The sequence below is a fragment of the Pedobacter sp. MC2016-14 genome, assembly GCF_020991475.1.
Classification (GTDB): Bacteria; Bacteroidota; Bacteroidia; order Sphingobacteriales; family Sphingobacteriaceae; genus Pedobacter.
Map to the genome: position 1 here is coordinate 179,524 of NZ_JAJMPA010000003.1, position 15,077 is coordinate 194,600.

11 protein-coding genes are annotated in these 15,077 nt (G+C 40.1%); 3 read left to right on the forward strand and 8 right to left on the reverse strand.

The features are described 5' to 3' along the window. Nucleotides 1-79 precede the first annotated feature (79 nt). Nucleotides 80-2,989: a VIT domain-containing protein gene (locus LPB86_RS16115; protein WP_230645827.1), complete on the forward strand. Its 2,910-nt coding sequence runs from the start codon at nucleotides 80-82 to the stop codon at nucleotides 2,987-2,989. 162 nt (nucleotides 2,990-3,151) lie between these two features. Then, entirely contained in the window at nucleotides 3,152-3,703 is a 552-nt protein-coding gene (locus LPB86_RS16120) for a fasciclin domain-containing protein (RefSeq protein ID WP_230645828.1), read from the forward strand. A gap of 64 nt (nucleotides 3,704-3,767) precedes the next feature. Here LPB86_RS16120 and LPB86_RS16125 read toward each other — a convergent pair whose 3' ends face one another. Beyond that, nucleotides 3,768-5,768: an ATP-binding protein gene (locus tag LPB86_RS16125; protein WP_230645830.1), complete on the reverse strand. Its 2,001-nt coding sequence runs from the start codon at nucleotides 5,766-5,768 to the stop codon at nucleotides 3,768-3,770. Between the two features lie 189 nt (nucleotides 5,769-5,957). Between LPB86_RS16125 and LPB86_RS16130 the strand changes: the two genes are divergently transcribed. Continuing rightward, the gene (locus LPB86_RS16130; protein WP_230645832.1) at nucleotides 5,958-8,027 is read left to right on the forward strand and encodes a M48 family metallopeptidase; all 2,070 of its coding nucleotides are present in this window, start codon (nucleotides 5,958-5,960) and stop codon (nucleotides 8,025-8,027) included. Here LPB86_RS16130 and LPB86_RS16135 read toward each other — a convergent pair. The 7 genes from LPB86_RS16135 to LPB86_RS16165 all read right to left on the reverse strand — a co-directional run bounded on the left by LPB86_RS16135 (nucleotide 8,024) and on the right by LPB86_RS16165 (nucleotide 14,996). Then, nucleotides 8,024-8,824 (reverse strand): SDR family NAD(P)-dependent oxidoreductase, encoded by an 801-nt coding sequence (locus LPB86_RS16135; RefSeq protein WP_230645834.1) that lies wholly within the window; start codon nucleotides 8,822-8,824, stop codon nucleotides 8,024-8,026. The two genes, LPB86_RS16130 and LPB86_RS16135, sit on opposite strands and share 4 nt — an antisense overlap. Before the next feature lie 39 nt (nucleotides 8,825-8,863). Then, nucleotides 8,864-9,559 carry a DUF421 domain-containing protein gene (locus LPB86_RS16140; protein WP_230645836.1) on the reverse strand — a complete coding sequence of 232 codons (696 nt, stop codon included), beginning with the start codon at nucleotides 9,557-9,559 and terminating at the stop codon, nucleotides 8,864-8,866. Between the two features lie 39 nt (nucleotides 9,560-9,598). Continuing rightward, nucleotides 9,599-10,882, reverse strand: a complete 1,284-nt coding sequence (locus tag LPB86_RS16145; protein WP_230645838.1) for a type II toxin-antitoxin system HipA family toxin — start codon at nucleotides 10,880-10,882, stop codon at nucleotides 9,599-9,601. Then, a complete protein-coding gene (locus LPB86_RS16150; RefSeq protein ID WP_230645840.1) occupies nucleotides 10,882-11,232 on the reverse strand; it encodes a helix-turn-helix domain-containing protein in 351 nt (116 codons plus the stop codon). The genes LPB86_RS16145 and LPB86_RS16150 overlap by 1 nt, the downstream gene beginning before the upstream one ends. 136 nt (nucleotides 11,233-11,368) lie before the next feature. After that, nucleotides 11,369-13,111, reverse strand: a complete 1,743-nt coding sequence (locus LPB86_RS16155; RefSeq protein ID WP_230645842.1) for a response regulator — start codon at nucleotides 13,109-13,111, stop codon at nucleotides 11,369-11,371. A 457-nt stretch (nucleotides 13,112-13,568) separates the two neighbouring features. Further along, nucleotides 13,569-14,192, reverse strand: a complete 624-nt coding sequence (locus LPB86_RS16160) for a hypothetical protein (RefSeq protein WP_230645844.1) — start codon at nucleotides 14,190-14,192, stop codon at nucleotides 13,569-13,571. 123 nt (nucleotides 14,193-14,315) lie between these two features. Next, the gene (locus LPB86_RS16165; protein ID WP_230645846.1) at nucleotides 14,316-14,996 is read right to left on the reverse strand and encodes a PAS and helix-turn-helix domain-containing protein; all 681 of its coding nucleotides are present in this window, start codon (nucleotides 14,994-14,996) and stop codon (nucleotides 14,316-14,318) included. Nucleotides 14,997-15,077 lie beyond the last annotated feature (81 nt).

Genomic DNA, 15,077 nt, shown 5'->3' on the forward strand with positions numbered 1-15,077 from the left:
AACAAATAGAATCCAGCGCGATAAAAAATAGATTATGGAATAACGGTAAGCTTTACATCTGTAATTAAAACAAAGGAATATGAAAGCTTTTCAAGATTACCTCCTCGCATTAGTCGTACTCATTAGCCCGGTTGCCTATGCACAAGTGCCGCAAATCAAAATTATCGAAAATAAAAAAGGCGTCATAAAAGATATCGTTAGCTTAAAATCTTTGAATATTGATGTACACGTAGTGGGTAATATTGCCAGTACCGTTATGACGATGACATTTGAAAATAAAGGTAGTCGTATTTTAGAAGGAGAACTTACTTTTCCAATGCCAGATGGAGTGAGCATTAGCAGTTATGCATTGGATATCAACGGGAAAATGCGACAGGCAGTTCCCGTAGAAAAGGAAAAGGCCACCGAAGTGTTCGAAAGCATAGAACGCCAAAGGGTAGATCCTGGTTTACTTGAAAAAGTAGAAGGAAACAACTTTCGTACCCGCATTTATCCCTTTCCTGCCGGCGGCAGCAGAACGATCCAAATTGGTTATGAGCAAGAACTTGTTGCCAATGAAGGCCATACATTAACCTATCGCCTGCCATTAGATTATAATTATGCGATCCCTCAATTTTCACTAAAGACCACCGTTTCGCAAAGCAGTCAAATACCACTATTGAAAGAACAGCCCGATGGTAGTTTTAGCTTCAAAGCCAATGGCAACACCTATACTGCAAGTATGGAAAGGAGTAACTTTTTGCCTAAGCATAATCTTGTGATTAGTTTGCCAAAAGCAAAAAATTCCATAGAAACACTCATGCAGCCAGCGGAAAATAGCTTCTATTTTTTAAGTAATGTGTACTTAAGCGGTCCGGCCAGGTTGCACAGCTGGGGTAAAAATGTTGGCTTGATCTGGGATGTATCATTAAGCGGATTAAAGCGAGACACCCAGAAAGAAATTGCCCTGCTGGATGCTTTTATAAAAGAGCAAAAAAACCTCACCATTACGCTAGGCTTGCTCAATAATACTTTTAAAACAGAAGGAGTGTATGTCATTAATGATGGCAATTGGGAAGCTTTAAGAAACAAATTGGAGCACCTTGTTTATGATGGGGGAGCTGATTACAGTAAAATTAACAATAAGCAGTTTAAAGCTGCTGAGCATCTGTTTTTTACTGATGGCTTTTCTGGTTTCGGTGCAGCAACAGTGGCATTAGAGCAACCAATATACACCATTAATACCGCGGTAACAGCCGATTACAGCAATATGAAACTCATTAGTGCCCATTGTGGCGGTAAGTTTTTAAACCTCAGTGAGCTTTCTGTGGCAGAAGCCGCCAAACAACTAAATACAGATGAACTCCATTTTATGGGCATAAAACAGAATGATGCAATTACAGAACTTTATCCGGCAAATCCAGTTCCGGTAAACGGCTTTATCTCCATATCAGGTATTTCATCGGCTGCTAATACCAGTTTAACACTGTTGTTTGGTTATGGTACCACAATTAGCTTAGAAAAAAAGGTGGTTTTAAATGCCGCAGAGCAGGATGCCGGCAGCGTACAAGTTCATAAAATTTGGGCCCAGAAAAAGCTTAGTGAAATGGACGTGCATTACGATCAAAATAAAGATGAAATTGCCGGACTAGGCCGGCAATTTGGAATTGTAACGCGCAATACCAGTTTGTTGGTATTAGAAAATGTAAGTGATTACATACGTTATAACATTAGTCCGCCGCAAGAACTTCGTGATGAATACGATAGTATCCGTAAGCAAGTCAGGTTCGCTGCAGCAGATGCAAAAAAAGACCTCCTCGCAAATGCATTAAATATGAGTGAGGAATTGAAAAAATGGTGGAATACTGATTTTAGTGTCAAAAAGAAATATCCAAAAACAGCAGACCAGGTACGTTTTCCACCACCAGTTGTGAGGGAAGAGGCAGTGTCAGTTAGGAGTGAAGGGTCGCAGAATAGACAAATGAATAGGGTATCAAGTACATCCTCCTTGCAGGAAGTTGTTGTAACGGGGTATGGAGATGTACTAGCTAAACGTGTTTCTGGTGTCAATGTAACTGTCAGTAATCCTAAAAGCCCCGAGATTATCATACCGAAATTCAAAAGTGATAAAGCATATATGAGCAAAATAAGCGGGACTCCAGCTCAGGCTTATCAGCAATACTTGCTTATCCGTAAAGCATACCTTTACACGCCCTCATTTTACCTGGATTTAGCCAATTGGTTTTACGACCAAAAAGATGAAGAACGTGGCCTCATGATTTTAAGTAACCTGACTGAGCTGGAATTGGAAAACTCCGATATCTACAAAACATTAGCCTATAAGCTGAAACAAAATGGTAATGCTACAGCGCAATTGTTTGCCAGTAATAAAGTGAAATTATGGCGCCCTATGGAAGCCCAAAGTTACAGGGATTATGCGCTGGCCCTGGCAGATTGCGGCAAGTATCAGGAAGCACTGGATATGCTTTACAGCGTACTTACTAAAGGGTATACTGCAGAAACAGGGCAGCGGGACCAAGGAATTGAAGAAATTATACTTACGGAAATCAATAACCTGGTTCAGCTGCATGGCGCAAAATTAAACACCAGTAAAATCAACCCTAAGTATATTCAGCCATTACCAGTTGATGTACGGGTGGTTCTAAACTGGAACAAGAACGATACAGACATCGATTTATGGGTTACAGATCCAAATGGAGAAAAATGCTTTTATAGCCATAGAGAAACAGAGACAGGAGGCAGGATCAGCAATGATTTTACTGGCGGGTACGGTCCAGAACAGTTTATGATCAAAAAAGCCATCAAAGGAAAATATACCATTCAAGTCAATTATTATGGCGATCAGCAAATCAGCGTTAGTGGCGCTACAACAGTAATGGCCGAAATTTACACCCATTACGGCAGTAAGCTACAGCAGCGCAAGGTCATTACCCTGCAACTTTCAGGAAAAAAAGAAAGCGGCGTTTTGGTAGGTGAGTTTAGCTATTAAACAGCTACTTCAATTTCTGTTAAGTAATAAATGAGTTTTACAAAACCGCTGGCTTTTCTTCTTCGTATCTTCTAATATAAAACCTACTATGAAAATGTAAATGTTAAGAAATAAAATTTAATTATCATTTGCATATCAATACCTTTTAGAAAAACATACCCTATGAAAAAAATTATTTTATCAGCAATTGCCGTAGTAGCTATGGCGTGTTCAACACAGGTTTACGCACAAAAAAATCCAATGGTTGGAGGTGCAGCTATGTACGTTACTAAAGACATTGTAGACAATGCTGTAAATTCAAAAGACCACACTACACTGGTCGCGGCTGTTAAAGCAGCTGGTTTGGTAGAAACTTTAAAGTCCAAAGGTCCTTTTACAGTGTTTGCACCAACCAACGAAGCTTTTGACAAACTCCCTGCAGGAACGGTTGCTACATTGGTAAAGCCAGAAAATAAAGCTACGCTGACCAAAATATTAACTTACCACGTGGTAGCAGGAACGCTGACCGCAAAAGAGCTTGCTAAAGCAATTAAAGCTGGAAAAGGAAAGGCAGAGTTGACAACTGTTAGCGGTGGAAAACTGTGGGCCTGGATGCAAGGAAACAAATTAGTGTTAACAGATGAAAAAGGCGGCAATAGTACTGTAACCATCGCAAACGTAATGCAAAAAAATGGGATAATACATGTTGTGGATACCGTTTTAATGCCAAAGTAACTCTATCTATAAAAAACACCAAATGAAAATTAAACCAGTGTGCCTATGCACTGGTTTTTTTGTTTCAGCGCGGAATGGTAAACCAAAATGTGCTTCCCTTTCCAGGTTCACTAACAGCGCCAATTGCACCATCATGGCGCTTTATGATTTCCGCACAAATGTAAAGTCCAAGGCCCAGCCCTGTATAATAATTTCCAGAATGATCTGCCCGCCAGTAGCGGTCAAACAAATGGGGCAGGTGTTCTGCTGCAATTCCCAGGCCTTCGTCCCTCACAGAAATTTTCACAAAACCAGCTTCCTCCTCAACCCTCAGGTATATGTTTCTGGATTCAGGTGCATACTTAACCGCGTTGTTTACAAAGTTTACCACTACCTGGTCAATGCAATGTTCATCGGCAAAAATCTGTAGTGTCTTATCCCCCTCCAGAATCAGGTCATGTTTTCCAGACATGCGCACATGGTTACAACATAAATTCAACATCTCCCAGACCGTAAAGTGCGATTTGTTGAGCTTGAGCTGGCCTTCATTAAAGCGGTGCATATTCAACAACTCATCTACCATATTGGTAATTTTTTCGACGCTTCTGCTGCTGGATTCAATCAGCCGTGGAAATATAGGATTCCCAGGATCACTTTTGTGCCTGTCCAACAATTGCAAGTTACCTTTTAAACTGGTAATCGGCGTTTTAAGTTCGTGGCTTACAATGCCCAGAAAATCATCTTTGCGTTGTTCATATTCTTTTCGTTCTGTAATGTTTTGGGTTACGCCCACCACATTCACAGCATTCCCCGCATCATCATATTGTGGTTTTCCTGCTGCACTAATCCAATGAACAGAACCGTCGGGCCATTTAATCTTGTATTCTGCCTGGTATACGGTATCATTTTCTATGGCATTATTTAATTGCTCTTTTACATATTCCCTGTATTCCGGCAGTACCACGTCCATCAAATCATGAAAATTAAAAACGCTATCTTTTTCAAGGCCAAAATTAATTTTGCACTGCGGAGTACAAACCGTTACGCCAGTTTTAAGGTCCGCATCATAGGAGCCTAGTTTACCCGCATCAAGTGCTAAATTTAAGCGAGTATTGCTTTCTATTACAATTTTTCTTGCCCTTACTTCTTCCGTAACCTCTGTAGCTACCACCATAATGGCATCTGTGTTTCCGTCTTCATCTTTTAAAGGCTGGTACACAAAATCAAAATAAACATCTTTCAGCATCTGGTTATATACCAGCACTACTTTTTCTTCCAATCCGTAAAATGGTTTCCCTGTGTTATACACCTCCATCAGGATCTCCAGAAAGGTTTGTCCTTCCAATTCCGGCAAAGCACTTGTTAGCGGTTTATTCAAAATCATCCTGTCCTTGCCCCATACCTTTAATATCTGGTCATTGGCAGATTCCAGCAAGAGCTCCGGCCCCCTTAAAATGGCAATGGCTACCGGAGCCTGCTGCACAAGGCTTCGAAATTTAACCTCGCTTTTTTGCAGGTTGGTGTGTAAAGTTTGTAAATAGGCAAAAGACTGCTCTAAATCCCGGTTGGCAATTTTAAGTTCCCTTACTTTTTTTCTAAGTTCCAGCTTATCCATCACCTGCCTGGCAATTACCCTTAAAGAATTAAGCTGCTCTGCGTTTAATTCCCGTGGTATATGGTCTACCACGCAAAGCGTACCTAAAGCATAGCCCTCATTATTTACCAAAGGTACACCCGCATAAAAAATTACGTTCGTTTCTCCAGTTACCAAGGGGTTTTCGGCAAACCGAACATCCAGCGATAGATTAGGAACCATCATCACCTTATCTGGTTCAGCAATGGCATGTGCACAAAAAGAATATTCCCTTGGCGTTTCTGTTACCTCTACACCGGGATGCGCTTTAAACCATTGGCGGTCATCATCTACCAGGCTCACCAATGCTACAGGCGTTTGGCATATAGCCGAAGCCAGAATGGCAAGATCGTCAAAGTCCTTTTCTTCAACCGTATCCAGGATGTGGTATGATTGAAGGGCAGCTAAACGTTCTTTTTCATTTACCAATATTGGATAAGCGTTTGTTGACATGCTGGTGATTTGGTTGGCGGTTTAAGCAAAACAGGAATCTAAGTTACGGCATTAATAGCAGGTTGGTTACAATAGACAAAAAAAATAAACAGCTCCATTGGGAATAATTATTTATTTACCTTTTTTTGTACTCTTTTAAAAAGTATTTACAATCTTTATAGATCATTATGATTTAAATATACGTTCCGTATGATGAAAAATACGCTCTTAATCTCAAAAAGCTTTAGAAAGATGGCTCAAAAGTCTGTTTTATCTATATTGCTTTTTCTTGGCACCTATTTATTTTTGGTAGCCTGCGCATTGGGCCTGGTATTTTTATGCGGGTTATTGGGGTATTGGCTGGTCATGTTGTATGCAGCATTTGTAACCGGAATGGTTGCCGTTGGATTGCTGTCTTTCGCTTTGCTTGTTTTATTTTTTCTACTCAAGTTTGTGTTCAGCAAAAATAAAACAGACCGCTCACACCTCATCGAAATCAAAGAAACAGAGCAACCTCAACTTTTTAGCATGATCCGAGATATCGTTGCCGAGGTAGAAACACAATTTCCGAAGAAGATTTTCATCTCCTCAGAAGTAAATGCCGCTGTATTTTACGATTCTAGTTTTTGGAGTATGTTTTTTCCTGTGCGCAAAAACCTGGTCATTGGTCTAGGACTCATTAACTCGGTTTCGGTATTAGAGCTTAAAGCCGTACTTGCACACGAGTTTGGGCATTTTTCTCAGCGAAGCATGAAAGTAGGGAGTTATGTATATAACGTTAATCAGGTCATTTACAATATGCTATATCACAACGAAAGCTATGAGCATATGATTCAAAAGTGGTCTGGCATAAGCAATTACTTCGCCTTGTTTGCAATGCTTGCTGTTAAGATTGTTACATTTATTCAATTCATCTTAAAAAAGGTTTATACCGTCGTTAACCTCAATTACATGGCGCTGTCCAGAGAAATGGAGTTTCATGCTGATGCTGTAGCGGCCCATGTTACAGGTTCGGCTCCGCTCGTTAGCTCCCTGCTGCGTACAGAACTGGCAGATGAAGCTATGAACAGGGTGTTTAACTACTACGATTTCAAAATTAAAGCTTCAGAAAAAACATCTAACTTCTATCCTCTGCAAAAGTATGTCATGAACCATATCGGCAGGGATAAAGGTTTGCCATTTGAGCATGACCTCCCTCAGGTTACACAAGAATTTCAAAGCCGTTTTAACAAAAGTAAACTGGTTTTGAAAGATCAGTGGTCCTCGCACCCCAGTACAGAAGATCGCATTCAACAATTACAGCTGTTAAATATACCGGTAAAAGGAGAGCTTACCGGTAGCGCCAGCACCTTGCTAAACAATGCACAAAGCCTCGAAGAACGAGTTACCGCGCATAGTTTTTCATCCATTGCTTTTGAGCAGGAACCTATTGTTCATGAACAACAAAATTTCATCGAAGACTTTAATAAGCATTTTGAAGAAACGTCTTTCCCGAAACTTTATAACGACTATTTTATCTATCGTTCACCGTACACAAGCTTTGAGCTTGAGGTTTTTGAGGATGTTCCTGAACCGAGCGACAGCATAACCGCGGAGGGGACAGCCTTGTTGTTTAGTGATGACGTTATTGATCTTATTTATACGGTTAATAGTTTAAGTGCCGACATTGCTGTACTAGAGCAAATTTACGGCGGCCAAACCGAGATTAAAACCTTTGAATACGACGGCGAAAAGTATACCGATTCCAATTGCTTTATGCTGCTTACAGGATTAAAACAGACACTGGAAGAGATTAACCAAACGCTGGACCACCAAGATCAAAAGATATTTTACCATTTTCTTTACCTGGCAAGAACAGAACACAAGCTGGAAGAATTTAAACAAACTTATTTACAGTATAGTAGTATTGTAGCCCATACCAATGACCAGGAACTGGTCTACAATAAAATGGCAGAAGCGGTACAGTTTATGTCGGTTTCTACGCCCAACACTGCTATCCAGTCTTATCTGGTCGCCCTTAAAGAGGTTGAGCCCGAATTTAAGGCACAAATAGAAATCATGCTTGGCCATCCAGCTTATCAGCAGGATATTGATGAGAAAATTAAAGCCGATTTTATAGATTATCTTGCCGAAGATCTTAAATATTTTGAGAAGATATATGCTAATCCAGAAGTAGACTTGCTTTTTAATGCCTTAGGCGCTTTTAATACCCTGAGCATGACTACGCATTTGCGTCAAAAGAAGCAATTGTTGCAATATCAAACTACGCTAGTTAATTAGCCTTTTTCCAGCGATTTTTTGTAAGATTTGGCCATTAACGAAATGATTAATTTTTTGGGTAGTAAGCGCATCAGGTTGCTACCTACACGGTTCATTAATCCGGGGATGTAGGTAAGCTTGCGGTGTTGTAAAGCGTAAATCCCTTCTCTTGCGGCTTGTTTTACAGGCATCAGCCAGGCTTTAAGGTCATTAAATTTCTCTCCGGCTGTCATTTCAGTGGCAATACCACCCGGTGCAAAAACTGTTAAAGAAAAAGGCGAGTGTTTGAGCTCTTGGGCAAAAGCATTGGCATAGTTTAGTAAAAAGCCTTTGGTACCAGAATAAACAGCCTGATATGGAGTAGGGTAAAGGGCCGCCATGCTAGAAACTATCATAATGCCTCCGGTACATTTGCTAACTTCAAAATGCCTTACTAGTTGGTCTGTAATGCGTACCACGCTGGTCACATTTGTTTGCATTAAGCTGGCAAATTTTTCCTGAGAAAGCGCAGTTTGTAAACCAAAGTACGTAACGCCGGCATTCAATATTGCAGCGTAAAGTTGCTGATCAGTTAAACAAGCTGCTATCAGTCGTTCCACATCTTCAGGTAATGATAAATCAGCTACAACAATTTTAACCTGTATGCCAGTCTGCTGCTCCAGTTCTGTCTTTAAAAGCTCAAGCTTGTCTTTTCTTCGGGCTGTAATTACGAGGTTTGCACCATGCAGGTGTGCCAGCTGACGTGCCATTTCATAACCCAAACCAGAAGATGCCCCGGTAACCAAAACCCATTTGTTGTTAAAATCTAATGCCCTCACGCATCAAAGGTAAGTAATTTGACAATCACAAGAGAGCAATTACTTTACCCTGCAAATGTTAATGGCTTTAACCCATTTGTCGTGCTCACATCTAGTACATACATGTTTTGTTCCGGCCTGTAATTCCTTCACTTTTCCGCAGTAGGCGCAAGCGTAAGTATCTGCTGCCGTAATTTCTTTCAGGCAATGATCAAATAAAACAGGTAAAATGGGTAGGCCATACTTCACCTTGTCATCAGGATAATAATATACGCTTAAATTTCCAGAGGTTTCTAATATCGCGGTTTCAACTTGTCCTAAGTGAGAGATGCTCAACTGCCGCAGTTCGGCAAAAAACTCATCATAAGCAAGTCCTTCCTTGCTAAAATCTTCAATAGAAAATTCACCATCCTTAATCAGGTAAGCGCATTTGCCTTCAACAAGGTCATCAAATTTCTTGCTCTTTGCCATCATAAAAGTCGTAAGCCTATAAGCGGCCACAATTACGGCAAAAATCACAATCGGCATCAAAAGACCAATTTCTTTGTAAAACATAGGGTCTCCTGCGGCAGAACCAAGGCTTATAATGACTACCAATTCAAAAACCGAGAGTTGCCTTACCCCGCGTTTACCAAGTAATCTCAGTCCAATCAAGATAATAAAATACATGGCAATCGTTCTGATAGAAATTTCTATCAGGAATTCCCATTTCTCTTCACCAAAAAGGAAATTAGTCCAATCAATTGATAATAACATAGTATGTATAATGGTGTTATTATAAACACCGCAATCGTACTAAAGTTTCAGTAAAGTAAGTGCTATTGCTTCCTTAAGGTTCGTTCTTACCTGCACCTTGTCTGCATATTCAGGCCATCGGTTTACTACAGCCTGGATTTCCGAAATCAGTTCGTCAGCTTTTTTAATGTTCATCTGTCTGGCTACGTTAATTAAGTCGGCCCGGTCTATGCCATCTCGTTTACCATTTACGCTAAGGCAATGTCTGCTTACCCAAATGCTATCCGGACGGTAGGCATGGCAAATGTCATAAGCCGGAGAAAGTTTCCAAACGCCGTCCTTTCCCATTGTAAAGGCAAAATTTTTAGTATGGTCGTCGCAATTCCTGGCTATCACGTTAAATACCATTCTCCTAAAAAGCTGCTCCGCTTCAGGATAGGGTAGGCCTAGAATCCGCATGGTTTGAAAAAGGTCTTCGTAGCTAAATGAATTGATATCCATAAAATCGCGATGTGTCAATGCGCACCAGGTTTGTACATGCACTTTCCCCTGGTCAGGAAGCCGGTCAAAACGCCTGGTCATAAAATGGCCCCGGTTGTGTTCTTCAAACAACATGCTTGGCATCATGTCAATGCCGGCATCTTTAGCCATTAGGTAATAGGCCATTTCTACATGCCCATAACCATAAGTTTCGCCAAACTGACTGTCGTGTACGCCGTCAAATTTAATCAGCCAGTGTAAAAAACCATCAGGTACATCCGTTTGTCCAGATCGTACTTCCTTTGTTTCTTCATTATAGGCAATCAAAGCTTTAGCCCTTGCACCACCCGCCGAAGTTCCAATTTTTAGAATATCCAGTAAAGCTTTTTCCTTGTTGGCGGTCAACTTTCCTCTAAAATCTTCTCTGTCGTTCAGGATGCTTCTGGCAATGTCTATCAGTCCGCTAATTTCAATTTTAGTTGCATTATCAGCACTACGCGGATTTACAGGTTCAAATTCCAGGGCACCCATACCGCGGTTTCCAACAAAGCTCAACATTTCTACCGGATGCAGGCTATCACGTTCACGGCCGTTACGTACCAGCCATTCATTAATCAACGCATTCCCATATCTATCTGGCAGCGCGTCTGCTAATAGACCCGGCAAACCTTTAAAAGTAGATGTTCTGGAAAGTTCAGGGAAATTATAAATCATGTTTTGCTCCAGCGGCATTACAATAGGGGCAATGTCCAGTCCTGTTCTCAAAAAATCCGGATCATATTCAAAGCTGGCCAATTCCCTTTCGGCATCCCAAAACACAGCCCCAACTCTTTTGTCCCATAAATTTACAAAAGCTGTAGTCATTACCAGTCAGATTTAGGTTTGTCTTTTGCTGTATTGGTTTTATGCCTTACGCGAAGGTTGTATTTTTGTTCAGCTTCAGCAAGCATTAGCGGACTTACCTGAGCAACAGGTTCCAGCTGCTGAAAAAAATGGAGTTGTTTCAAAGCCCTTAAAATCTGAATGAGGGAAAGCAAATTTACTGGCTGTCCTTTTTCCAGTTGCACCAATGTGCCCCTGTTTATTCCTGCAGCTTCAGCAAGTTCTTGCTGCGTTTTATGCTGTGCTATCCTTGTAGATTTTACAAATTCGCCAATACGCTGCAGGTAAAAACCATCACTTTTTGCATAAGTAGAAATGTCTGCTTTTTCCATCTTTAAGTGTTATATTTAGACTTAATGTTCAATAACACCAACAAATATACTAGAAATAACTTAAAATACAAAAAAGATGGAATTATCCAACATTAAGTGGTTAAAATGCATTTAATGATGATATATTTCAACATTTTTATTGAATGAGTTGTAGCTTCTCATACAATTCATTAGGATTAAAGGGCTTGCTCACAAAATCGGTCATTCCAACCTCTATAATGCTTGCTTGAACATCCGAAGACACCGAGGCGGTTAAAGCAATAATTGGTATAGTAGCCTTTCCCGGTACAGTCATGGTCCTAATTTTTGTAGTCGCCTCGTAACCATTCATCACAGGCATCTGCAAATCCATTAAAATAATATCATAATCATTTACCTCCACCAGCTTAACGGCTTCTTCGCCATTTTCTGCAATATCCAGTTGGATGTTCCATTTAGAGAAAAGCTTTTTCATCAGCAAGCTATTCATTGCATTATCTTCAGCCATTAATACCTTTAAATCAGAAACAGGACGGGCGCTATTATTAAAATTAAAAGCTACGACTTCTTCCTTCTTTTTATCACTAACTGCATAGGTAATGTCAAAGGAGAATACCGCACCTGCACCCAGCTCACTCTCAATGTCAATATTGGTATTGTGCAGTGTCAATAAATGTTTTACAATGGAAAGCCCCAGCCCGGTGCCTCCAAAATTCCTTGTCGTATTTACATCAGCTTGCGTAAAAGGCTCAAAAATTAGTTTTTGTTGCTCAGGGCTAATTCCCAGGCCAGTATCCTTAACCATAAATCTTAAGGAGATCAGGTTATCAACCCTGTGCATCAGCTTAATCTCGAAACTTACGCCGCCTTTTTTAGTGAATTTAATTGCATTACCAACAAGGTTATAAATAATCTGCGATATCCTTGTTGGATCACCAATCAATTCCAATTCTGCAATTTCCGGATCAATATCAGTAGTACAATACAGATTTTTTTCATTGGCCTTAATCCTCAAACCAGCACATACATTTTCTGCAAGTTCTTTAAGGTTAAAAGGAATGGCCTCCAGGCTAACACTGCCCATGCCCATTTTACTAAAATCAAGAATGTCGTTAATCAACGACAGTAAACTTTCGGCAGAAAACTTTAAAATATCCAGGTTTTCCTTTTGTTCCTTATCGCGGTTGTCATCTATAAGCAGGCTGGCCATACCAATCACCGCATTTAAAGGCGTTCTTAGTTCATGAGACATACTGGAAAAGAACAGTGTATTGGCTGCATTGGCCTGCTCAAGCTCTTCATTTAGTTTTTTGGATTCTGCAATGGTGTTATAAAGGATGTTCCGGTAATAAAAATGGGCTACCAGGATAATCAAAAAATTTAGTACAATGATAAAAGAAGAGGCAAACATAGGAATCTGTGGTACACCTACAAATAACTCCGAATTGCTGCCTGTTGAAACTGCGTTTACAATTGGAATGATAGCCAAAATGCAGTAAAAATAACCCCAGCGACGAGGCAAGCCATAAAAGCTCCACATAATAATCATAAAAACATTCTGAATAGTTACCACATTTAAAGCGGTATGATCAATCACAATCACTTTCCAGATCCCCAGTATAGTACTCGTAATGGTAAAAAATATCAGCGCCTGCAAATAGGCGGGCTTCCATGTCAGTAATTTCAGTATAATAACCGTAACCGCAATCCCTATAATTGCCCGCTTTACCTGGGTAACGTCACCATAAAACACATATCCAGAAAATAGCGCGCCAACTTTCGGGAAATTTAGCAGAAACAGGTAATAGAAAACGGTAATCTTTGCTTTTGTTATGGGGTCATCAACAGTATTTAGCGTCTTTTTTAAAGACCAGTTAGAGAAATTAAGCGTATCTTGCATAGTGGCGCAAATATATGATTTTAAAGCGAATAGCTCTAAGTAGTTGGTTTGTTTCAATCGTAATGGGTGTAGAAATAGGATCACAGAAGGTAAGATCAACATCTTTCAACAAGTCTCTTACGATCCGTTTATACACGATCATTACCCTTCCAAAGCATTAAGGACCGCAATCATTGACCGCCGAATGTATTACAACAAAGGTAATGGCGATCTAAAACGGGTAAACTACGCCAGTTTAAAATTAGACATGGCAGACAGACCAGAAAGCATAGGCCTGTTAAAAAGTTACCGCAAATCTACCAATACCAGTAAAGCATTATATGTTTTTAGGAGCAGCAGGTGGCCTGTTTTTAGGCGGCTATCTTGTCAATCAATCCGGAAACAAAAAGCTGGAGAGGGCCATAGACGCTTATAACCGTTAATTTTATTTATAAGGCTTGCCATGCTTTGGCAAGCCTTATAAATAAAATTCCAAATCAGCAGCGCTTAAATTCTGGATTTTTGGTAAAGGCCTTATAATTTGTTTAGGCTTATTTGTTGTTATAGCCTTGCCCGGGCCCAATGGCTCTGTTTTTAAAAATCGTTTTCCAGTTACCAGGTCAAATATCTTTTCAGTTGTTGAGTTTTTACCATCATATTTAATCTGCCAGGCATAAATCAACTCAAAATTCCCGTTCTGGTACCTAAACGTATGCATGGCATTTCCATCCTTCCTGTCAGATAGCATCTGCAAATTTCCATCCTCAATATTAAAATCTGGAATCTGAAAGCCATTGTGTTTCCCCTTTTTATCAGTAGGATATTGCGCTTCAATGAGCTGGGTAGACGAAAGTATCGATTTGAATTTACCTCCCGGCTGGCCAAAAAATATCTGTAGCTTTAAAGGTACCGTAACATGACTGGTGTCCATCATCACAATAACTTTATCTGGTAATCCATCCCGGTTCAGGTCGCCGTATTCATCTCTTATAGGCACATTAAAGTTAGTCCTTACTGCTTTTTTATGTTTAGATGCAGTAGTTTGCGCATGGATAACAGTTGCGAATACAAGAAGGCCGAGTGTTAATAATTGTTTTTTCATCCTCATGATAAGGATAAAACCATGTCAATTGTTTAAAATGTTTAATGCTCCTATATTGTTCATACCGATGCCAACGGCAGGTCTCACGCCGTCCTTTCGATATGAAGGCCGATTGAGAAATCGTTAGTATAAGTCAAACGCCCTCGCATACATGCAAAGCTGAAAGTAAGACTGGGTTTTAAGTTTCTTTTTAATATTTTTTCTATGTGTATCAACAGTTCCAATAGAGATAAACAACTCATCGGCAGTGTCCGCAGAAGATTTACCTAAAGCCATAAACTTCAGGATTTCCCTTTCCCGCATACTCAATAAAGCGAACGTCTGGTAATTATTTCGCAGAAAATTATTCTCCTCTAGTAAGCGGGAAGCTTTAACAGTCATGTGGTGCATGGCATCAATTGGAATAGAAGAAGCAATAGCGTATATAGGTACATTGTGCTCATCTTTTAGCAGGATTTTTACACTGCTCATATGCCAGGTTAAATCCGGACTGCCATTTAACCTCACCTGTTCAAAGTAAGTAATCACTTCATCTTCATCATTTCTTTCTAAAAGAGCCACAATCTTGGGGACATAATCTTCAGCATCCTTTGGGTTAAAATAGAGGTGGTGAAATTCCTTAATATGCCGGCCAACAATTTGGTTGGCGCTGATGCCCAGGGCTTTCAAGCCCCGTTCCGAAATCCATACTACAGTACCATTAATCAAATCATGAATAGTCAGCGTATTCGGCATGTGCGCTGCTACTTTCTCAATTCCTTCTATGCACTCCAGAAGGCGATCATTTAGGCTTTTCCCTTTCAATTGATTTTTTGTTTCGAAAATACCACGATGTATCGAAATACAATATACCTAGTATTGGGTATTTATACCTATTTAGGGTTT